A 20,957-nucleotide genomic window follows, 5' to 3' on the forward strand; every position below is an offset into this window, starting at 1 on the left:
CTGCCCCGCTGAAAATTACAAATTGGTAACGTTCGCGTGAGGCTTCGCAGGGCCGGGAAACCTCCTCTGCCTGCCGGTATCTCCCCCTTGGGGGAAGGGGTTGGGGAGGGCCTGTATCCGCAATGAGAGATGGACGTGGCAGACGGCCCGCGCTATCCATTCACCCCATGAAAAAAGGTGATCATCTCTTCCTCGTCGACGGCTCCGGCTTCATCTTCCGCGCCTTCCACGCCATCCCGCCGCTCAACCGCAAGTCGGACGGGCTGCCGGTCAATGCCGTCTCGGGTTTCTGCAACATGCTGTGGAAGCTCCTGAAGGATGCGCGCAATACCGACGTAGGCGTGACGCCGACGCATTTCGCCGTCATCTTCGACTATTCCTCGAAGACCTTCCGCAACGAACTCTACGACCAGTACAAGGCGAACCGCACCGCGCCGCCGGAAGACCTGATCCCGCAATTCGGCCTGATCCGCCACGCCACGCGCGCCTTCAACCTGCCCTGCATCGAGAAGGAAGGCTTCGAGGCGGACGACCTGATCGCCACCTATGCCCGCCTCGCCGAGGCCGATGGCGCCGACGTCACCATCGTCTCTTCCGACAAGGACCTCATGCAACTCGTGACGCAGAGCGTCTCGATGTATGACGGCATGAAGGACAAGCAGATCTCCATTCCCGAAGTGATCGAGAAATGGGGCGTGCCGCCGGAGAAGATGATCGACCTGCAATCGCTGACCGGCGATTCGACCGACAACGTGCCGGGCGTGCCCGGCATCGGCCCGAAGACCGCTGCGCAGCTTCTGGAAGAGTATGGCGACCTCGACACGCTGCTCGCCCGCGCCGACGAGATCAAGCAGGTCAAGCGCCGCGAGAACATCATCGCCAACCGCGAGCTCGTGCTGCTCTCGCGCCAGCTCGTCACCCTGAAGACCGACACGCCGCTCGACATGCCGCTGGACGACCTGATCCTGCATCCGCAGGACGGGCCGAAGCTCATCGCCTTCCTGAAGGCCATGGAATTCACCACGCTGACCCGCCGCGTCGCGGAAGCCTGCGACTGCGATGCCGGCGCCATCGAGGCGGCGAGCGTGCCGGTCGAATGGGGCGCCGAGGCGCATGGCCCGGATCTCGACAAGGGCGAGGTCGCCGGTCCCGCGCTCGATCTTGACGGCGACGAGACAGCGGCCGAGGCCGCCGAGACCCTGCTGCCGACCGCAAAGCCCGGCGAAGCCACGCCCGCGGCCCTTGCAAAGTCCCGCGCCGAGCGCTTCTCCGCCGGCCCGATCGACCATTCGACCTATGAGACGGTGCGCGACCTCGACGCGCTCGACCACTGGATCGCGGCAGCGCGCGAGACCGGCCTCGTCGGCTTCGACACCGAGACGACCTCGCTCGACGCCATGCAGGCCGAGCTCTGCGGCTTCTCGCTCGCCATCGCCGACAATTCCAAGGACCCGTCGGGCATAACGATCCGCGCCTGCTACGTGCCGGTCAACCACAAGACCGGCGTCGGGGACCTCCTCGGCGGCGGGCTTGCCGAGGGGCAGATCCCGGTCCGCGCCGCGCTGGAGCGGCTGAAGGCGCTGCTGGAGGATCCGTCCGTCCTCAAGGTCGCGCAGAACCTCAAATACGACTATCTCGTCATGCGCCGGCACGGCATCACCATGCAGGGCTTCGACGATACGATGCTGATGTCCTATGCGCTGGATGCCGGCGCGGGCAACCATGGCATGGATACGCTTTCCGAGCGCTGGCTCGGCCACAAGCCGATCGCCTACAAGGAGGTCGCCGGCTCCGGCAAGGGCGCGCAGACCTTCGACATGGTCGATATCGCTCGCGCCACCGCCTATGCGGCCGAAGATGCCGACGTGACGCTGCGGCTCTGGCATGTCCTGAAGCCGCGCCTTGCGGCCGAGCGCATGACGGCGGTCTACGAGCGGCTGGAACGCCCGCTGGTGCCCGTGCTGGCTCGCATGGAGGAGCGCGGCATCACCATCGACCGGCAGGTGCTCTCGCGCCTTTCCGGCGAGCTGGCGCAGGGCGCGGCCGGCTTCGAGGAAGAGATCTACGAACTTGCCGGCGAACGCTTCAACATCGGCTCGCCCAAGCAGCTCGGCGACATCCTCTTCGGCAAGATGGGTCTTCCGGGCGCATCGAAGACCAAGACCGGCCAGTGGTCGACCTCCGCGCAGGTTCTGGAGGACCTTGCCGCGCAGGGCATCCCGCTGCCGCGCAAGATCGTCGACTGGCGCCAGCTCACCAAGCTGAAATCCACCTATACCGACGCGCTGCCCGGTTTCGTACATCCCGAGACGAAGCGCGTGCACACGTCCTACGCGCTCGCCGCGACGACGACCGGGCGCCTCTCTTCCTCGGACCCGAACCTGCAGAATATCCCGGTGCGTACGGCCGAAGGTCGCAAGATCCGCACGGCCTTCATCTCGACGCCCGGCAACAGGCTGGTCTCGGCCGACTACAGCCAGATCGAACTGCGCGTGCTCGCCCATGTCGCCGAGATTCCGCAGCTCAAGCAGGCTTTCGCCGATGGCATCGACATCCATGCCATGACCGCGTCCGAAATGTTCGGCGTGCCGGTGGAAGGCATGCCGGCGGAAATCCGCCGCCGCGCCAAGGCGATCAATTTCGGCATCATCTACGGCATCTCGGCCTTCGGCCTCGCCAACCAGCTCTCCATCGAGCGCTCGGAGGCGGGCGACTACATCAAGAAGTATTTCGAGCGTTTCCCGGGCATCAAGGACTACATGGACAGTACCAAGGCCTTCGCCCGCGAGAACGGCTATGTCGAGACGATCTTCGGCCGCCGCGCCCATTACCCGGAGATCAAGTCGTCCAACCCGTCGGTGCGCGCCTTCAACGAGCGCGCCGCGATCAACGCGCCGATCCAGGGCTCGGCCGCCGACATCATCCGCCGCGCCATGGTGAAGATGGAGCCCGCGCTCGCCGCTGCCGGCCTGTCCGCCCGCATGCTGCTGCAGGTGCATGACGAACTGATCTTCGAGGTCGAGGACGGGGAGGTCGACAAGACCATTCCCGTCATCGTCGACATCATGGAAAACGCCTCCATGCCGGCGCTGTCGATGAAGGTGCCGCTGAAAGTGGATGCACGTGCCGCGACCAACTGGGACGAGGCGCACTGACGAAGGCCGCGCGGCCCGTCGGGACGATCTGAGCCGGCAAGGTACGCGCTCCCTGTCCGGCACGATACGGCACGGCGTCAATCGCCGATGCCGTGTTCGGCGGCGCCGTAATCCCCCATTTTGGTGAGCGATTGCGGTTTTCGGGCAGCTTTTCGCCTTATGGTTGATAAAGCTTGAATGGCCCCGATTCGTATCGTTGCGAAACACTTGGCCTCTCGCGCAATCGCCCGAAAATCCGGGCCTTCTCATCTTTTCTTCAGAAATGGCGATAGGCACGCGTTCCAGGCTGGAGCAGCGCTGCGAGGCGGTTCACGAAATCTTATCCATGTCCCTTCAGTCGATCTTATCCGGCCGGGCCTAAGTCATTGGGCAGGATGAATGGCGGCCAGATGTTTGGCCGGACGAGCCCGATGGGAGAAAAGCATGAAGCAGAAAATCCGTGAAATCCTCAGCAAGCATGGCGGCCTTCCGGTTCCGGTCGATCAGCTCGCGGACGATGCCGATCTCTACGCGGCGGGCCTTTCCTCCTTCGCTTCCGTTCAGGTGATGCTCGGCATCGAGGACGCCTTCGACATCGAGTTCCCCGACAGCCTGCTCAACCGCAAGTCCTTCCAGAGCATCGCGGCTATCGCCCGGGCGGTGGAAAGCCTTGTCGGCAGCGCGGAGGCGGCCGAATGACCGTCACTGTCGGGAGAGGCTACACGGAGCGCGCCGAGCGCGTCGCCGCCGTGGCTGCCGCGCATGCCGACGACGTGGACGCCAAGGGCCGCTTCCCCCGGGAAGCGGTCGACGCGATGATCGCCGAACGGCTGCTGTCGATCCAGATCCCCGCCGCGCTCGGCGGCGAGGATGCCTCGCTTTCGGAAATCGCCGAGATCTGCTCGCTGGTCGGCCAGAGCTGTGCGGCCGCCGCCATGGTCTTCGCCATGCACCACATCAAGCTGTCGAGCCTCGTCTCGCACGGCGCGGACGATCCCTGGCACGCCGGCTTCATGCGCCGGATCGCCGCCGGGCAACTGCTGCTCGCCTCGGCGACGACCGAGGGCGGCATCGGCGGAAACCTGCGCAACAGCATCTGCGCCATCGAGGTCGAGGGCGACACTTGCCGCCTCACCAAGGATGCGACGGTGATCTCCTACGGCGCCCATGCCGACGCGATCCTCATCACCTCGCGCGCCCATGCCGACGCCGCCTCGACCGACCAGGTCATGACCGTCTTCACCAGGGACCAGTACACGATCGAGCGGACCCATGTCTGGGATACGCTCGGCATGCGCGGCACCTGCTCGGACGGCTGGCTCTTCAAGGGCGAGGCGCCGAAGGCGCAGATCCTGCCGAAGCCTTTCGCCGAGATCGCCGCCCAGTCGATGCTCGCCACCTCGCACCTCTTGTGGAGCGCGGTCTGGTACGGCATCGCCGTCAACGCGGTCGCCCGGGCGCAGGCCTTCGTGCGCGCCGCCGCCCGCAAGAGCCCCGGCGTCACACCGCCCGGCGCGCTGCGCCTCGCGGAAGCCTCCAACCTTCTCCAGCTCGTCAAGGCGAGCACGGTCGCCGGCCTTCGTGAATACGAGGCGGCCAAGGCGGATGCGGACCGGCTCTCCTCCGTCGGCTTCGCGGTGGCGATGAACAACGTCAAGATCGCCGCTTCGGAAACGATCCTTTCGATCGTCAACCAGGCCATGCTGATCTGCGGCATCATGGGCTACAAGAACGGCACGCCCTTCAGCCTCGGCCGGCACCTGCGCGACGCGCATTCCGCCCAGCTCATGATCTCCAACGACCGCATCCTCGGCAACACGTCGAACCTCCTGCTCGTTCACAAGCAGGACACCAGCCTGATCGGGTGACACCATGGATATGCAGACCTCGCTTCTCGACCGGCTCTTCGATACCGGTCTTCTCATCGATACCGGCGTCGAGGGCCTCTACGGCCGCAGCGGCGTCTTCGAGGACGTCATCGCCCGCTTCGAGCGGCTGATCGACGCCTATGGCGGCGCCGACGGCGCGGAAGCCATGCGCTTTCCCCCCGGCATGAGCCGCGCGCATTTCGAAAGCAGCGGCTACATGAAGAGCTTCCCGCAGCTTGCCGGCACGGTGCACAGCTTCTGCGGCAGCGAGCTCGACCATATGAGCCTCCTGCAATGCATGGAGGTCGGCGACGACTGGACGAAGGACCAGAAGGCGACGGACATCGTGCTGACGCCGGCGGCCTGCTACCCGCTCTATCCGACCATCGCCAAGCGCGGCCGCCTGCCGGCGAAGGGCGGGCTCTACGACCTGCAGTCCTACTGCTTCCGGCACGAGCCCTCCAACGATCCCGCCCGCCAACAGCTCTTCCGCATGCGCGAATATGTCTGCATGGGCACCGAGGGTCATGTGACGGATTTCCGCCAGAGCTGGATGGACCGTGGCCTCGAGATGATGGGCCGGCTCGGCCTCGACGTGACGATGGATGTCGCCAATGACCCGTTCTTCGGCCGTGCCGGCCGCATGCTCGCCAACAATCAGCGCGACCAGAACCTGAAGTTCGAACTGCTCATCCCCGTGACTTCGGCCGCCAAGCCGACGGCCTGCATGAGCTTCAACTACCATCAGGACGCCTTCGGCGCGAAATGGGGCCTCCATCTCGAGAACGGCGACGTTGCGCATACCGCCTGCGTCGGTTTCGGCCTGGAGCGCATCGCGCTCGCGCTTTTCGCCCGCCACGGCCTCGACATCGCCGTCTGGCCGGCCGATGTCCGCAAGGTGCTGGGATACCAGGACTGACATGGCCGCCGTCTTCGCCGGGCTCGACCCCGAAACCTACCGGCCGCACGCGCTGCACGACGCGGAGCGCATGTGGCCGGAGACGAATTGCTATGTCGATCTGTGGATCGAGGTGCTGAACGCGCTCGGCGCCCCGCCCGAGGCGATGCTCGGCTTCACGCTGGCGCAGGATTTCGAGGGCGACCAGTTCACCTTCTTCAAGGTGCCGCTGGAAGACCTCGAAACCCTCTACGGCATCCGCAGCACCGAGCTTGCCATCTTCGACCGGGTGGAGGACCACGTCGCGACGCAGATCGCCCGCGGCCGGCTCTGCCTCGTCGAGATGGACAGTTTCTACATGCCGGACACGCGCGGCGTCGCCTATCGGCAGGAGCACGGCAAGACGACCGTCGCGATCAACCGGCTCGACCTTGCGGCGAAGCGGTTGGACTATTTCCACAATGCCGGCTTCTTCCGGCTGGAGGGCGAGGACTTCGACGGCCTATTCCACCGGAATGACGATCCCGCGGACCTGCCCTTCCTGCCTTATACGGAATTCGCGAAATTCCCGGAAAGGCTGCCCGACGAGGCCCATCTTCGCCGCGAGGCGAAGCGCCTGCTCGCCGTCCACTTCGCCCGGCGCCCGGCGGAAAACCCGCTTGCGGCCTTTGCCAGGGTGTTTCCGGCGCAGGTCGAGGCCGTGGCGGACCGTCCCTTCGGCTTCTTCCACAAATATGCCTTCAACACGCTGCGCCAGGTCGGCGCCAATTTCGAGCTTGCCGGCAGCCATCTCGACTGGCTCGCGCCCGACGGCCACCTAAAGGACGCCGCCGATGCCGCGCGCAAGGTCTCGGAGACCGCGAAGACAGTGCAGTTCCAGCTTGCCCGCGCCGTGACGCGCCGTCGGTTCGAACCGCTCGCGACCGCGCTCGACCCGGCCGCCGAAGCCTGGGATGGCCTGATGGCGGCGCTTGCCGCGCGGATCGGCTGATGGAGGACGGCGTGCCCGCGACCGGCAGGATGCTCTCGGACGGCTGGCGCATGCTGCTGACGCCGGCCGGCGCGATCGCCGATCCGGCAGGGCTCGACGGCCTCTCCGGCTTCATCGACGCCCCCGTGCCCGGCACCGTCGCCGGGGCGCTGGAGCGCGCCGGCCGTTTCGACCGGACGGCGCCCGAGCCGCTCGACCATCTCGACGCCTGGTACGTCCTCGACCTTGCCGGCGAGGCGCCGGGCGAGGCTATGCTGCATTTCGACGGGCTCGCGACCGTGACGGAGGTCTGGTGGAACGGCGCGCCGGCGCTCTCCTCCGACAGCATGTTCGTGCGCCACGATCTGCCCGTCACGCTGACGGGCCGCGACCGTCTCGTCCTCTGCTTCCGCGCCCTGAAACCGCATCTGGAAAAGCGCGGCCCCCGCGCCCGCTGGCGTCCGCAGATGATCACGCCGCAGGGCCTTCGGCTCGTCCGCACCACGCTGCTCGGCCGCATGCCCGGCTGGTGCCCGCAGGTCCATGCCGCCGGACCCTGGCGGCCGGTCCGCCTCTTACGGCCCGCGCCCGCACTGCCGGCCGATGTGCGCATCGCCGCCCGTCTGGAGGAGGACGGCACCGGCCGGCTCGATATCCGCCTCCGCCTCGATGGTGCCGCATCGCCGCGCATCGAATGCGCCGGCATGGCCGTTGTCGCCACGCGGGACGGGGAGGGCCGGTTTGCGGCAAGCCTCGCCATCCCCGAGGTCGCGGCATGGTGGCCGCGCACGCATGGCGCGCCCGTGCTGCACGATATCCATCTCGTCGTGGACGGCGCACGCCACAGGCTCGGCCGCACCGGCTTCCGCCGCATCGAGATCGACCGCGGCGCGGACGGCCGGGATTTCGCGCTGCATGTCAACGGCACGAGAATCTTCTGCCGCGGCGCGGTCTGGACCAATGCCGATATCGTCGACCTGCCTGGCAGCCGCGAGCGCTATGCGCCGCTCCTGAAACTGGCGGCGGATGCGAACATGAACATGCTGCGCATCGGCGGTACCATGACCTATGAGGTGCCGGATTTCTTCGCGCTCTGCGACGAGCTGGGGCTGATGGTCTGGCAGGACTTTCAGTTCGCCAATTTCGATTATCCGGCTAACGATCCCGCATTCATCGGGAATGTCCGCAAGGAAATCGCGCAGTTCCTAGAGGCCAATGCCGCCTCCCCGTCGCTCGCCGTCCTGTGCGGCGGCAGCGAGATCGACCAGCAGGCGGCGATGCTCGGCCTGCCGGAAAGCGCCTGGGCCGGGCCGCTCACCCGCGAAATCCTGCCCGAACTCGTCGCCGCGCACCGGCCGGACGTGCCCTATGTCGAGAATTCGCCGGGCGGCGGCGCCATGCCCTTTGCGCCCAATGCCGGCGTGACGCACTATTACGGCGTCGGCGCCTATTGCCGGCCGCTGGAGGATGCGCGGCGCGCCGAGGTGCGCTTCGCCGCCGAAAGCCTCGCCTTCGCCAATGTGCCGGAACGCGAGACGCTCGACGCGCACCTGCCGGTGCCGGCCGTGCACGATCCGCGCTGGAAGGCCCGCGTGCCGCGCGACCGCGGCGCCTCCTGGGATTTCGAGGACGTGCGCGACCACTATCTCGGCCTGCTCTATGGCGAGGACCCGGCGCGCCTGCGCCGCGAGGATCCCGGTCGCTATCTCGACCTTTCCCGCGCCGTCCCCGGCGAGGTGATGGAGGCGACCTTCGCCGAATGGCGCCGGCCGCAATCCACCTGCAACGGCGCGCTGGTCTGGACCTTCCAGGACCTGCTGCCCGGCGCGGGCTGGGGCATCGTCGATGCGACGGGCCTGCCGAAATCCGCATGGCATGCCCTGCGCCGCGCCTTCCGCCCGGTGCAGCTCGTACTTTCCGACGAGGGCACGAACGGGCTCGATGTGCATGTCATCAACGACGGTGCGGAAGAACAGACCTTGACGCTGGAGCTTTCCTGCCTGCGCCAAGGCCGCCAGCCGGTCGTCGGCGGGCGGCGGGAGGTCCGGCTCGCCCCGTATTCGGCTAAGACGCTGCCGGCGACCGACCTCTTCGGCGCGTTCTTCGACACGACCTATGCCTTCCGCTTCGGCCCGCCATCGCACGATGTCACGGTCGGCCGGCTGGTCGACGGCAACGGAACGGTGATCGCGGAAGCGTTCCACTTCCCGCGCGGCCGGGCGAAGGCGCTCTGTTCGGCAATGCTGTCGGCCGAGCTTCGGCAGGACGATGGAGAATGGCTGCTGGAACTTTCCACGGACCGCTTCGTCCAGTCCGTCGCCATCGAGGCCGAAGGCTTCCTGCCCTCGGACAACTGGTTCCACCTCGCGCCGGGCGGCGTGAAGGTGCTGCGCTTTGCGCCCCGCGCCGGCATGGACCCGGCGGCGCGCCCGGCCGGCGAAATCCGCGGCATCGGCGCCGATTCCGTCGTCTCCTTCTAGGAGATCGCGGGCGGACTACAGGAAATCACCGATGATTTCCTGTAAGGGTCATCTCAGAAGAAAACGTGCAGCGGCCACTGGACCGGGCGGCGGGAGGAGGAAAGCCGGCTGCCTTCCAGCGGAAGCCTGTCTTCCGTCGCCGCGCCGCGCGCATCGTCGCGATCCGCCTCTTCGGTCTTCGGCTGGAAGCCGACCGGATAGAGGTTGAAGTAGCCGAGCGTCACGCCACCGAGATACATCATGCCATCGCCTCCGCGTTGTTACGATCCGGTCAACATCATGGCGAAAACGTGGCATGTGTCAATAGTCTATAGAATTAGTGATCTATTCCATGCTTGAAACGCCGGGCAGGGAGGGGCTACGAGACAGGCTCGACCGAACCGAAACCGCCGAAGGCTGGCCGTGTATACGCTGGACCGCACCGAACATTTCGAGCAGGAAATCCGCAAGAGCCGGTTCCTGGCGATCGCCTGCCCGGTGGAAAGCGAGGCGGAGGCGAAGGCGCGGCTCGCCGAGGTCTCCGATCCCGCGGCCAACCACAATTGCTGGGCCTTCCGCATCGGCCAGGTCTATCGCTTCAGCGACGACGGCGAGCCGAGCGGCACGGCGGGAAAGCCGATCCTTCAGGCCATCGACGGCCAGGCGCTCGACCGCACGCTGGTCGTCGTCACGCGCTGGTTCGGCGGCATCCTGCTCGGCAGCGGCGGGCTCATCCGCGCCTATGGCGGCACGGCGGCGATGTGCCTGCGCGCGGCGGAGAAGACCGAATATGTTGAGCGTGTCGCGCTCACCGTCTCGCTCGGCTTTTCCGATCTCGCGCTGGTCAAGGCGCGCCTCGGCGCTTTCGCCGGGCTGGTGATGGACGAAGAGGCGTATCACGATACCGGCGCGCGCCTTGCCTTCCGCGTCCCCGTCGAAAAGGCCGGGGAGATCGGCCGGCTGATCGTCGATCTGACGAGCGGGCGGGCCGAAATCGGCGCCTGAAGCCGGAATTTCCCCTCGGGGCGAAATAAAATCGTCTTTCCTCCGCGCGGCCTGCCGGGAGAACGGTTTGGCGCATTCGCAAGGACTCGCCGAACGCTGTCTTGCAAGCCGGCGGATCGGCGCAAACTTGCCCTTCCGCCCGGTTTTCCCGAGGCGCGCGCGGCTATAGGCAAGGCCGGCATTTCGGTCTATCTACCCGGCCTGACTTATCTTCGCGGGCGCTTGCCCGCGCTCCCGCACGATCGAATAGAGAGGACGAGACCCATGAGCCTGCGCATCAACGACATCGCTCCGGACTTCACGGCTGAAACCACCGTTGGCCCGATCAGCTTCCACGAATGGATCGGCGACGGCTGGGCCGTGCTCTTCTCGCACCCGAAGAACTTCACCCCGGTCTGCACCACCGAGCTCGGTGCCATGGCCGGCATCGAGGGCGAGTTCCGCAAGCGCGGCGTCAAGATCATCGGCATCTCCGTCGATCCGGTCGACAGCCACACCAAATGGAAGGCCGATATCCGCACGGCGACCGGCTTCGACGTCGAATATCCGCTGATCGGCGACAAGGACCTCCAGGTCGCCAAGCTCTATGACATGCTGCCCGCCGCCGCCGGCGACAGCTCGGAAGGCCGCACGCCCGCCGACAACGCCACCGTGCGCTCGGTCTTCGTCATCGGCCCGGACAAGAAGATCAAGCTGATCCTCACCTATCCGATGACGACGGGTCGCAACTTCGCGGAAATCCTGCGCGCCATCGATTCGATCCAGCTCACCAGCAAGCATCAGGTGGCAACGCCGGCCAACTGGCAGCAGGGCGACGACGTGATCATCACCGCCGCCGTTTCCAACGAGGACGCCATCACGCGCTTCGGCGCCTTCGACACGGTCCTGCCCTACCTGCGCAAGACCCGCCAGCCGGCCGCCTGAGCGCCGCGGCATCTTCGGAAAGCAAGGAAGCCGGGGTCGAAAGACCCCGGCTTTTTCATGCCCCGCGCAGGATGAAGCCGGCGAACCGCTTCTGCACGAAGGGCGAGACGACGAAGACGATGGCGAACACCATGATCGGCGCGATGACCGCCGTGCGCTGCCAGGTCGTCCAGCCCCCGGTGAGCGGCAGGACGAGGTAGAGAAGCGCGGTGATCAGCGGATAGACGGGCAGCAGCATGGCGAGCGCGAAGTGGAATTTCGAGAGCTTGCGGGGGGATGCGGTGTGGGGCATGGGAGCAACCTTTATGGAACGGAACGTTTCGTTTATATAGAAACGAAACGTTCCGTTCAAGTGCCGTCCGTGTTACAAGCGGAAAAAAGGAAAAGGCCATGGCAGAGACAGAGACGACGCCCGCCCGCCGCTCCATCGGCGCGACGCGCAATCCGGCAAGCGAGGCGGCGATCCTTGCGGCGGCGGAAGCGGTGCTGGTGGAGAACGGGATCGGCGGCTTCTCCATCGAGGCGGTCGCGCGCCGCGCGCGCGCCGGCAAGCCGACGATCTATCGCTGGTGGCCCTCGCAGGCCGCCCTCCTGCTCGATGTCTATCACAGCCGCAAGCGCGTGAGCTTCGTCTTCCCGGACAAGGGCAATGTGCGCGACGACCTGCGCACCTATCTTTCCAGCCTGCTGGTGACCTGGCGGGAGGGGACGAGCGGCGCGGTCTTCCGCTCCGTGCTGGCGAAGGCGCAGGGCGAGCCGGATGCGCTCGCCGCGCTCTGCGCCTATATGGCCGAGCGCCGCCGCGAGAGCGGCGGCATCGTCGCCAGGGCACAGGCGCGCGGCGAGGTGCGCGCGGATGTCCGGCCGGAGCTGATCACCGAACTGTTGTCGAGCTTCGCCTGGGGGCGGCTCCTGACCGAGCGGCTCGACGTTTCCGACGAGGAGGTGGACGCCGTGGTCGACACGGTGCTGGCCGGCATCCTCGCGAAACCGGCCGGCTGACCGTTCAGTCCGCCGTGCGCACCAGCCGCAGCCTGCCGTCGGCGTCAATCTCGGTGGCGACGCCTTCGTAGCTCGTCAGCAGCGGATGGCTGGTCTCGATCGGGTGATGATGCGTCGCCGTCATCACGACGACCTGCGCGCCCGCACCCTCGCCGGCGAGGATGCCGGCCGGCACGTCCTCGAAGACGAGGCAATCGGACGAGGCGAAGCCGAGCCGCTCGGCCCCGAGGCGGTAGCCGTCCGGCGCCGGCTTGCCCTTGGTGACGTCTTCTGCCGTCACGATGACCTTCGGCAGCGGAATGCCGGCGGCGGCAAGGCGGCGATGGGCAAGCGCGACCGGCGCGGAGGTCACGATGCCCCAGCGGTCGGCGGGCAGGGCGGACAGGAACGCGATGGCGCCGGGAATGGGCAGGATGCCGTCGATATCCTCCAGCTCCGCCTGTTCCACCTCCTTCGCTTCCGCGACCGGGTCGACGCCCGGCAGGCCGAGCCGCGTGATCGTGTCGATGCCGCGCACGCCATGCATGGTCGGCAGGAAGGTCGCGACGTCGAGCCCGTGCTTCAGCGCCCACTGCGTCCAGACGCGCTCGGTCGCCGGAATGGAGTTGATGATCGTGCCGTCCATGTCGAAGAGGAAGGCGGAGAAGCTGCGATCGAAGATGGGGCGTGCGGACAAAGAGAGGACCTGCTGGCTGGGAGGGGAGGATGCGAAGCGCGGCGGGAGTTCTGGATTACCCGCTGCGGGCCGCGCAGGCAACCGTGCTTGACGCGCTTGCGTCGCCGGGCCCGCCGCCCCATCTTTCTGTTGCTCACCCACGAATGTGCCGCGAAGTGATTCCACTCGGGCGAAAAAAATGCTCTAGCTCTCACGCCATGCCGCACAAGGTCTTTCTTTCCCGCCTCAAGCTCACGGATTTCCGCAATTATGCGGCCCTGTCGCTGCCGCTCGACGGCCGGCATGTCGTGCTGACGGGGCAGAACGGCGCCGGCAAGACCAATCTCATGGAGGCCGTCTCGTTCCTGTCGCCCGGCCGGGGCCTGCGCCGCGCCGCCTATGGCGACGTGCCGCGCGCCGGCAGCGAGGCCGGCTTCTCCGTCTTCGCGACGCTGGAGGGCATGCAGGGCGAGGTGGATATCGGCACCGGCACGGAGGGCGGCGAGGACGGCCAGTCGCGAAAGCTCCGGCTCAACGGCACGCCGGCCCGCACCGTCGATGAGCTTCTCGACCACCTGCGCGTCGTCTGGCTGACGCCCTCCATGGACGGGCTCTTCACCGGCCCTTCCGCCGATCGCCGCCGTTTCCTCGACCGGCTGGTCCTGTCGCTCGATCCCGAGCACGGCCGCCGCGCGGCGGATTTCGAGAAGGCGATGCGCGGCCGCAATCGCCTCCTCTCCGATCACCGGCCCGATCCCGCCTGGCTGACGGCGCTGGAGAAGCAGATGGCCGAACTCGGCATTGCCATGGCCCATGCGCGCCACGAGCTCGTCGGCCTCCTCTCCGGCCTTGTCGAGGCGGCGCGCGACGACGGACCGTTCCCCTCCGCCACGATGCGGCTTTCCGGCTTCCTCGACGGGGAATGGCAGCGCCCGGCCTATGAGATCGAGGAGATCTATCTCGGCATGTTGCAGGAGGGCCGCTACCGCGACGCCGCCGCCGGCCGCACGCTGGACGGCCCGCACCGCGCCGATCTCCTCATCCGCCACCGCGAGAAGGACATGGAGGCCGAGCGCTGCTCGACGGGCGAGCAGAAGGCACTGCTCGTCGGCCTCATCCTCGCCCATGCCGGGCTCGTCGCCGGCATGACCGGCCATGCGCCGGTTCTGCTGCTCGACGAGATCGCCGCCCATCTCGACGAGGGCCGCCGCGCCGCGCTGTTCGACCGGGTCGACGCGCTCGGCGGGCAGGCCTTCATGACCGGCACGGACCGGGCGATGTTCGATGCGCTCGGCGAGCGCGCCCAGTTCCTCACTGTCTCGAACGGAGGCATCCTGCCATGACCGATCCGCTGAGCCCCGAAGAGATCGACCGCTACCGCCGTCACATCGTGCTCGCCGAGATCGGCGGCGCCGGCCAGCAGAAGCTGAAGGCGGCCAATGTGCTGGTCGTCGGGGCGGGCGGCCTCGGCGCGCCGGTCATCCAGTATCTCGCCGCCGCCGGCATCGGCCATATCGGCGTCCTCGACGACGACACGGTCTCGCTTTCCAATCTCCAGCGCCAGGTGATTCACGACACCGCCGGTATCGGCACGGCGAAGGTCGCCAGCGCCGAGGCCGCCGTCGCCCGCCTCAACCCGCATGTCCGCTTCACCGGCATCGCCGAACGGCTGACGGCGGAGAGTGCCGCGCGCCTGCTTTCCGGTTACGACCTGCTAGTGGACGGCTCGGACAATTTTGACACGCGCTATGCCTCGGCGGATGCGGCGGAAGCCGCGCGCATCCCGCTGGTGACGGGTGCGGTCGGCCGCTTCGACGGCTCCGTGACGGTGCTGAAGCCCTATGAGGCGGGACCGGACGGCACGCCTCATCCCGGCTACTGCGACCTCTTCCCCGACGCCCCGCCGCCGGGCGTCGTGCCGGCCTGCGCGGAGGCCGGCATCGTCGGCGCGCTGACGGGGGTCATCGGCACGCTGATGGCGATGGAGGTAATCAAGCTGGTGACGGGCGCCGGCGAGCCGCTGGTCGGGCGGCTCTTGCTCTATGATGGATTAGCGGCGCGGTTCGAGACGCTGAAATACAGGCGACGGAAGAGCGGTTCCTGACGAGGCGTTTGCCGCTCACCCCCCTCTGCCCTGCCGGGCATCTCCCCCACAAGGGGGGAGATCGGCAAGACGCAAAAACCTTGCTCATGCAGGAACGTTAAAGATCGGCGAGACGCTGCCCCATCCAATCTCCCCCCTTGTGGGGGAGATGCCCGGCAGGGCAGAGGGGGTATGCCCGCCGCTCCATCTACACCCTGCTCGGCAACACCCGATCCGGCGGCCGGTGCCCGTCGAAGAAGGTGCGGATGTTGATCACGACCTTCTCGCCCATGTCCACGCGCCCCTCGATGGTGGCCGAGCTCATATGCGGCAGCAGCACCACCTTGCCTTCCGACGCCAGCTTCAACAGCTTCGGATTGACCGACGGCTCGTTCTCGAAGACGTCGAGGCCGGCGCCGGCGATCCTGCCTTCCCTGAGGCACTTGATCAGCGCCGTCTCGTCGATGATGCCGCCGCGCGCCGTGTTGACGATGTAGCTCGTCGGCTGCATCAGCTCGAGCCGGCGGGCCGAAAGCAGGTGGTAGGTTGCGGGCGTGGAGGGGCAGTTGACCGAGACGATGTCGACGCGGGCGAGCATCTGGTCGAGGCTGTCCCAGTAGGTCGCTTCCAGCGCGTCTTCCGTGTCCGGGCGCACGCGGTTGCGGTTGTGGTAGTGGATGGAGAGGCCGAAGGCCTTGGCGCGCTTGGCGACGGCAGTGCCGATGCGGCCCATGCCGACGATGCCGAGGCGCTTGCCCCAGATGCGCCGGCCGATCATCCAGGTCGGCGACCAGCCGGACCACTCGCCCTTGCGGTCGGTCAGGATGCGCGCACCCTCGGCAAGCCGGCGCGGCACGGCGAGGATGAGCGCCATGGTCATGTCGGCCGTGTCCTCGGTCAGCACGTTCGGCGTGTTGGTGACGGTTATGCCCTTTCGCGCGGCCGCTTCCACGTCGACATTGTCGACGCCGTTGGAAAAGCACGCGATCAATTTGAGCTGCGGCCCCGCCTGCTCGATCAGCGCGGCGTCGATCCGGTCCGTCAGCGTCGGCACCAGCACGTCGGCGCTCTTCACGGCGGCGACGAGTTCGGGCTGGGTGCGCGGGCTGTCGTCGATGTTGAGCTCGGCGTCGAACAGTTCGCGCATCCGGGTCTCCACCACCTCGGGCAGGCGGCGGGTGATGTAGACCTTCGGTTTTTTCTTCTGCGTCATGGGATGTTCCGGCGTGCTGTTGACGGGTCCTTAACCAAGTTGGGCAAGGATTGCTTCATCAGGGGCATTTTCTACCAGACCCGGTCGCGAAGACAATCCGCTCATGGGGCGGTCCGCGCGATTTGCCACTCCGCTCCGGTTCGGCAGCCCGATGCCTTCCTCAGTTTGTGCGGATCTTGCCATGCGTCACCTCGTGCGTTTCAGCCTCGCCGCCCTTGCGGGCATTCTCGTTTCCGTCGCCGGCGTGGAGTTCGCCCATGCGCAGGCGGCCAAGGGGCCGAGCGGCCTGCCGCTTCCCCGCTTCGTCAGCCTCAAGGCCAGGAGCGTGAACCTGCGCGTCGGCCCGAGCGTCGATTATGCCGTCTCCTGGCGCTACATGAAATCCGGCGTGCCGGTGGAAATCATCCAGGAATACGATAACTGGCGCCGCATCCGCGATGCCGACGGCACGGAGGGCTGGGTCAACCAGGCGCTGCTGTCCGGCGAGCGCACCGCCGTGACCGCGCCGTGGATGCGCGGCAAGGGCGACGAGATCTTCGTCAACATGCGCCGCGAGGCGCTGGCGAACGCCACGGTGGTCGCCAAGATCCAGCCCGGCGTCGTCGTCAAGGTCGGCGAATGCAATGGCGACTGGTGCCGTGCCGAAGTGGACGGCACGGCCGGCTGGGTCTCGCAGAACGAGATCTGGGGCGCCTATCCCGGCGAAGCCTTCAAATAAGGCCGGCCTTTCGGCCTTCCTCCGCCAGCGACAGCAGCGGGCGGGGGCCGACCTGCTGGATGACGAGCCCGGCGGCAAGGCTGCCGAGCCGGCCGCAATCGGCCAGCGATCGCCCGGCCGTATAGCCGTAGAGGAAGCCGGCGGCATAGAGGTCGCCCGCACCGGTCGTGTCGACCACGCTTGGAATGCTGATCGCGTCCACCTTCGTCCGCTCGCCCTTCGTCAGGACGACGGAGCCTTCCTCGCTCATCGTCACCGCGGCAAGCCGGCAATCCTCGGCGATGCGGCGCAGCGCCTCCTCGAAGTCCTCCGTCTCGTAGAGCGCCAGCGCCTCGGCCTTGTTGGCGAAGACGATATCGACGGTGCCGGAGCGCATCAGCTCGAGGAATTCGCCGCGGTAGCGGTGCACGCAGAAACTGTCGGAAAGCGTCATCGAGACTTCGCGGCCGTTCGCATGGGCGATGCGCGCGCATTCGCGGATCGCGTCCTTGGCGCGCGGCGGATCCCACAGATAGCCCTCGAAATAGGTGACCTTGGCGTCCGCGACGACCTGTTCCTCCACGTCCTCGGGGCCGAGCTCCACGCAGGCGCCGAGATAGGTGTTCATCGAGCGTTCGCCGTCCGGCGTCACGAAGATCATCGAGCGGGCGGTCGGCGGCGTGCCGGCGAGCGGCTTCGTCTCGAAGTGGACGCCCTGGGCGCGGATGTCGTGGATGAAGATGTCGCCGAGCTGGTCACCCGCGACCTTGCCGAAATAGGCGGCCCTGCCGCCGAAGCTGGCGACGCCCGAGGCGGTGTTGCCGGCGCTGCCGCCGGAGGCTTCGAGCGCGGGGCCCATGCGCGAATAGAGCAGTTCCGCGCGCTCCGCGTCGATGAGGTTCATCGCGCCCTTGATGATGCCGTTGTCGGTGATGAAGTTCTCGTCGCAGCGCGCGATGATGTCGACGATGGCGTTGCCGACCGTCAGCACGTCGTATTTGGTCATGCAGAAGTCCCGTCTCGGTTTGGTAGGAGCCGGGGGTCGGTCATAACGGATTTTGCGGAAGTTGAAAGAAAAAAGCCGCCGCGCCGTTTCCGGCGGGCGGCTTTGCGGATTTTCCGTCGGGAAAATCAGTCCTTGGCGCGTTCCACGTAGGAACCGTCTTCCGTCGCGATGACGACGCGGGTGCCGGCCGTGATGTGCGGCGGGACCAGCGTGCGAACGCCGTTCGACAGCATCGCCGGCTTGTAGGAAGAGGAGGCCGTCTGGCCCTTCACGACCGGTTCGGTCTCGGTGATTTCGAGCGTGACGTGGCGCGGCAGGTCGATGGCGATCGCGACGCCCTCGTGCACGGAAAGAACGACCGTCATGCCTTCCTGCAGGTAGGCCTTGAGGTCGCCGATGTCTTCCTGCGACATGGTGAGCTGGTCGTAGGTTTCCGGGTTCATGAAGTGGTAGCCGTCGCCGTCTTCATAGAGGTAGTTGTGCTCGCGGTCCTCGACGAAGGCGCGCTCGACCTGCTCGGTCGTGCGGTAGCGCTCGGAAACCTTGGTGCCGTCGGAGATGCGGCGCATGTCGACCTGCGTGACCGGCGTGCCCTTGCCCGGGTGGAAGTTCTGCGCCGTCAGCACGACATAGAGCTTGCCTTCGACCTCGAGGACATTGCCCTTGCGGACGGAAGAGGCGATGATCTTTACCATAAGTCTTCCTTGTAACTGGATGGTTCGCGTCGTAGAGGACCGCCACAAGACGTTTCCGCGAACGCTGAAAATACGTTTTCGGGGCCGCAACTACCCTATATTCCGGCAAAAGACCAGTCTTGCCGCCGGCATCGCCGAAGAAACCTGTCACATGAGCGCCACAAGCCCGAAGCCCTCGCCCTGGTGGACGCCCGACGTCCATGCCGACCGCCGGCCGTTCCTGATGGCGCGAAACCGCATCCAGGCGGCGCTGCGCGGCTGGTTCGCCGCGCGCGACTTCATCGAGGTGGATACGGCGACGCTGCAGGTCTCGCCCGGCAACGAGGCGCATCTGCATGCCTTCGAGACCGCCGCCATCGGCCATGCGGGTACGAAAACGCCGCTCTATCTGCACACCTCGCCGGAATTCGCCTGCAAGAAGCTGCTGGCGGCGGGCGAGCGGCGCATCGCCTGCTTCGCCCATGTCTATCGCAACCGCGAGCGCGGCCCGCTGCACCATCCCGAATTCACCATGCTGGAATGGTATCGCGCCGGCGAGACCTATGACGTGCTGATGGCCGATTGCGGCGAGATGCTGGCGCTCGCCGCCGAAACGGCCGGCGTCTCCCTTCTTTCTTATCGCGGCGCGACCTGCGATCCCGCGCTGCCGCCCGAGCGGCTGACGGTAGCCGATGCCTTCACGCGCCATGCCGGCATCGATCTCCTCGCGACGATCCGCACCGATGGCGCGACCGACCGCGAGGCCCTCGCCGCCGCCATGCGGGCAGCAAGCCTCCGCGTTGCGGATGACGACACCTGGGCCGATCTCTTCAGCCGCGTGCTGGTGGAAAAGGTCGAGCCGGCACTCGGCTTCGGCCGCGCCACCATCCTCTGCGAGTACCCGACGGCGGAAGCCGCGCTGGCACGGCCAACGCCGCACGATCCGCGCGTCGCCGAGCGCTTCGAGCTCTATGCCTGCGGCGTGGAGCTCGCCAATGCCTTCGGCGAGCTGACGGACGCCGCCGAGCAGCGCCGCCGCTTCGAGCTGGAAATGGCGGAAAAGGCCCGCGTCTATGGCGAGACCTATCCGCTCGACGAGGACTTTCTGGCCGCGCTTGCCATGATGCCGGAAGCGAGCGGCATCGCCCTCGGCTTCGACCGCCTCGTCATGCTGGCGACCGGCGCGTCGCGCATCGACCAGGTGCTCTGGGCCCCCGTCGCGGAGACCGCGCCGTGACGGCCGCGCGCAGCCTGACCACGGTTGCCGAGCTTGCCGCCGCCGGCCTCCTGCCGGAGGAGAAGCGGCCCGCCGCGACCGCCGTTGCCGAGCGCTACGCCGTCGCCGTTACGCCCGCGCTCGCCGCGCTGATCGACGCGGACGATCCGCTCGATCCCATCGCCCGCCAGTTCATCCCCGATGCCGCCGAGCTCGTCACCCTGCCGGAAGAGCGGGCCGACCCCATCGGCGACCTCGCGCACAGCCCCGTCGAGGGCATCGTGCACCGCTATCCCGACCGCGTGCTTCTCAAGGCCGTGCATGTCTGCCCGGTCTATTGCCGCTTCTGCTTCCGCCGCGAGATGGTTGGCCCGGAAGGGCTCGGCACCCTGTCGCCCGGGGCGCTCGATACGGCCATCGCCTATATCGCGGAGCGGCCGGAGATATGGGAGGTCATCCTGACGGGCGGCGATCCGCTCGTCCTCTCCCCGCGCCGCCTCCGCGCGATCATGGAGCGGCTTGCGGCAATCGAGCATGTTAAGATCGTCCGCTTCCACAGCCGCGTTCCCGTCGTCGATCCCGAGCGGATCGACGCCGCGCTCATCGAAGCCCTGAAGGCCTCCGGCAAGACGACCTATGTGGCGCTCCACGCCAACCACCCGCGCGAATTCACGGCCGAAGCCCGCGCCGCCATCGCCCGCATCGTCGATGCCGGGATGGTGATGATCAGCCAGACGGTGCTGCTCAAGGGCGTCAACGACGATGCAGAGGTGCTGGCGAGCCTGATGCGCGCCTTCGTCGAGAACCGCGTGAAACCCTATTACCTGCACCACCCCGACCTCGCCCCCGGCACGGCCCATTTCCGCCTGACGCTCGCCGAAGGCCGGGCGCTGGTCGAGAGCCTGCGCGGCCGCGTTTCCGGCCTCTGCCAGCCGGCCTATATCCTGGATATCCCCGGCGGCCACGGCAAGGTGCGGGCGGATTCGCCGGCGGTGGAGGAAGCGGACGACGGCTGCTTTCGCCTGCGCGATTTCCGCGGGCAGACGCATGTCTATCCGCCGGAGGAAGGGCTGGCCTAGCGCCGGCCTTTCGTTCCGCGAGCGGGTGCCTTCCGGGGAGGGAGGGCTGTTGCATATGGGAGGAAGACGCCTCC

20 protein-coding genes are annotated in these 20,957 nt (G+C 67.1%); 14 read left to right on the top strand and 6 right to left on the bottom strand.

Translation table 11 applies throughout. The annotated features are described in order from the left end of the window. Positions 1-167: 167 nt before the first annotated feature. The 6 genes from polA to ACZ48C_RS16275 all read left to right on the top strand — a co-directional run bounded on the left by polA (position 168) and on the right by ACZ48C_RS16275 (position 9,350). A complete protein-coding gene (gene polA, locus ACZ48C_RS16250; protein ID WP_464781732.1) occupies positions 168-3,155 on the top strand; it encodes a DNA polymerase I in 2,988 nt (995 codons plus the stop codon). Between the two features lie 423 nt (positions 3,156-3,578). Continuing rightward, positions 3,579-3,833 carry an acyl carrier protein gene (locus tag ACZ48C_RS16255; RefSeq protein WP_119257217.1) on the top strand — a complete coding sequence of 85 codons (255 nt, stop codon included), beginning with the start codon at positions 3,579-3,581 and terminating at the stop codon, positions 3,831-3,833. Continuing rightward, positions 3,830-5,002 carry an acyl-CoA dehydrogenase family protein gene (locus ACZ48C_RS16260; RefSeq protein ID WP_464781733.1) on the top strand — a complete coding sequence of 391 codons (1,173 nt, stop codon included), beginning with the start codon at positions 3,830-3,832 and terminating at the stop codon, positions 5,000-5,002. The genes ACZ48C_RS16255 and ACZ48C_RS16260 overlap by 4 nt, the downstream gene beginning before the upstream one ends. A 4-nt stretch (positions 5,003-5,006) precedes the next feature. After that, positions 5,007-5,921, top strand: coding sequence for an amino acid--[acyl-carrier-protein] ligase (locus tag ACZ48C_RS16265; RefSeq protein ID WP_464781734.1), 915 nt, complete (start codon positions 5,007-5,009; stop codon positions 5,919-5,921). 1 nt (position 5,922) lies between these two features. Then, entirely contained in the window at positions 5,923-6,891 is a 969-nt protein-coding gene (locus ACZ48C_RS16270; RefSeq protein ID WP_464781735.1) for a DUF1839 family protein, read from the top strand. Then, complete coding sequence (locus ACZ48C_RS16275; RefSeq protein ID WP_464781736.1) at positions 6,891-9,350, top strand: glycoside hydrolase family 2 protein; 2,460 nt, start codon at positions 6,891-6,893, stop codon at positions 9,348-9,350. The genes ACZ48C_RS16270 and ACZ48C_RS16275 overlap by 1 nt, the downstream gene beginning before the upstream one ends. Before the next feature lie 53 nt (positions 9,351-9,403). On the opposite strand, the gene ACZ48C_RS16280 is transcribed toward ACZ48C_RS16275, so the two are convergent. Continuing rightward, entirely contained in the window at positions 9,404-9,592 is a 189-nt protein-coding gene (locus ACZ48C_RS16280; protein WP_162911414.1) for a hypothetical protein, read from the bottom strand. 160 nt (positions 9,593-9,752) lie between these two features. On the opposite strand from ACZ48C_RS16280, the gene ACZ48C_RS16285 reads away from it, so the two are divergent. Beyond that, a complete protein-coding gene (locus ACZ48C_RS16285; RefSeq protein ID WP_464781737.1) occupies positions 9,753-10,334 on the top strand; it encodes an IMPACT family protein in 582 nt (193 codons plus the stop codon). Between the two features lie 264 nt (positions 10,335-10,598). Then, positions 10,599-11,258, top strand: coding sequence for a peroxiredoxin (locus ACZ48C_RS16290; protein ID WP_313195646.1), 660 nt, complete (start codon positions 10,599-10,601; stop codon positions 11,256-11,258). A gap of 55 nt (positions 11,259-11,313) precedes the next feature. Here ACZ48C_RS16290 and ACZ48C_RS16295 read toward each other — a convergent pair whose 3' ends face one another. Then, on the bottom strand, positions 11,314-11,550 hold the full coding sequence (locus ACZ48C_RS16295) for a hypothetical protein (RefSeq protein WP_464781738.1): 237 nt from the start codon (positions 11,548-11,550) through the stop codon (positions 11,314-11,316). 98 nt (positions 11,551-11,648) lie between these two features. Between ACZ48C_RS16295 and ACZ48C_RS16300 the strand changes: the two genes are divergently transcribed. Further along, positions 11,649-12,260, top strand: coding sequence for a TetR/AcrR family transcriptional regulator (locus ACZ48C_RS16300; RefSeq protein ID WP_464781739.1), 612 nt, complete (start codon positions 11,649-11,651; stop codon positions 12,258-12,260). Positions 12,261-12,264: 4 nt separating this feature from the next. On the opposite strand, the gene ACZ48C_RS16305 is transcribed toward ACZ48C_RS16300, so the two are convergent. Beyond that, the gene (locus tag ACZ48C_RS16305) at positions 12,265-12,936 is read right to left on the bottom strand and encodes an HAD-IA family hydrolase (RefSeq protein ID WP_464781740.1); all 672 of its coding nucleotides are present in this window, start codon (positions 12,934-12,936) and stop codon (positions 12,265-12,267) included. A gap of 197 nt (positions 12,937-13,133) precedes the next feature. On the opposite strand from ACZ48C_RS16305, the gene recF reads away from it, so the two are divergent. Both recF and ACZ48C_RS16315 read left to right on the top strand, forming a co-directional pair. Beyond that, positions 13,134-14,258, top strand: a complete 1,125-nt coding sequence (gene recF, locus ACZ48C_RS16310) for a DNA replication/repair protein RecF (RefSeq protein ID WP_318910455.1) — start codon at positions 13,134-13,136, stop codon at positions 14,256-14,258. Next, positions 14,255-15,019: a molybdopterin-synthase adenylyltransferase MoeB gene (locus tag ACZ48C_RS16315; protein WP_464781741.1), complete on the top strand. Its 765-nt coding sequence runs from the start codon at positions 14,255-14,257 to the stop codon at positions 15,017-15,019. The genes recF and ACZ48C_RS16315 overlap by 4 nt, the downstream gene beginning before the upstream one ends. Before the next feature lie 187 nt (positions 15,020-15,206). Here ACZ48C_RS16315 and ACZ48C_RS16320 read toward each other — a convergent pair whose 3' ends face one another. Then, positions 15,207-16,211, bottom strand: coding sequence for a 2-hydroxyacid dehydrogenase (locus ACZ48C_RS16320; protein WP_119257229.1), 1,005 nt, complete (start codon positions 16,209-16,211; stop codon positions 15,207-15,209). Positions 16,212-16,392: 181 nt separating this feature from the next. Between ACZ48C_RS16320 and ACZ48C_RS16325 the strand changes: the two genes are divergently transcribed. After that, positions 16,393-16,929, top strand: a complete 537-nt coding sequence (locus ACZ48C_RS16325; RefSeq protein WP_464781742.1) for an SH3 domain-containing protein — start codon at positions 16,393-16,395, stop codon at positions 16,927-16,929. Here the strand turns inward: ACZ48C_RS16325 and ACZ48C_RS16330 are convergent. Then, complete coding sequence (locus tag ACZ48C_RS16330) at positions 16,922-17,914, bottom strand: adenosine kinase (protein WP_464781743.1); 993 nt, start codon at positions 17,912-17,914, stop codon at positions 16,922-16,924. The genes ACZ48C_RS16325 and ACZ48C_RS16330 overlap by 8 nt on opposite strands. Before the next feature lie 125 nt (positions 17,915-18,039). After that, positions 18,040-18,609 carry an elongation factor P gene (gene efp, locus ACZ48C_RS16335; RefSeq protein ID WP_119257232.1) on the bottom strand — a complete coding sequence of 190 codons (570 nt, stop codon included), beginning with the start codon at positions 18,607-18,609 and terminating at the stop codon, positions 18,040-18,042. A 151-nt stretch (positions 18,610-18,760) separates the two neighbouring features. Between efp and epmA the strand changes: the two genes are divergently transcribed. Next, positions 18,761-19,825, top strand: a complete 1,065-nt coding sequence (epmA, locus tag ACZ48C_RS16340; protein ID WP_464781744.1) for an EF-P lysine aminoacylase EpmA — start codon at positions 18,761-18,763, stop codon at positions 19,823-19,825. Then, positions 19,822-20,883, top strand: a complete 1,062-nt coding sequence (locus ACZ48C_RS16345) for a lysine-2,3-aminomutase-like protein (protein ID WP_464781745.1) — start codon at positions 19,822-19,824, stop codon at positions 20,881-20,883. Before epmA ends, ACZ48C_RS16345 begins: the two co-directional genes overlap by 4 nt. Positions 20,884-20,957 lie beyond the last annotated feature (74 nt).

It is taken from the genome of Shinella sp. 1A1 (assembly GCF_055379515.1).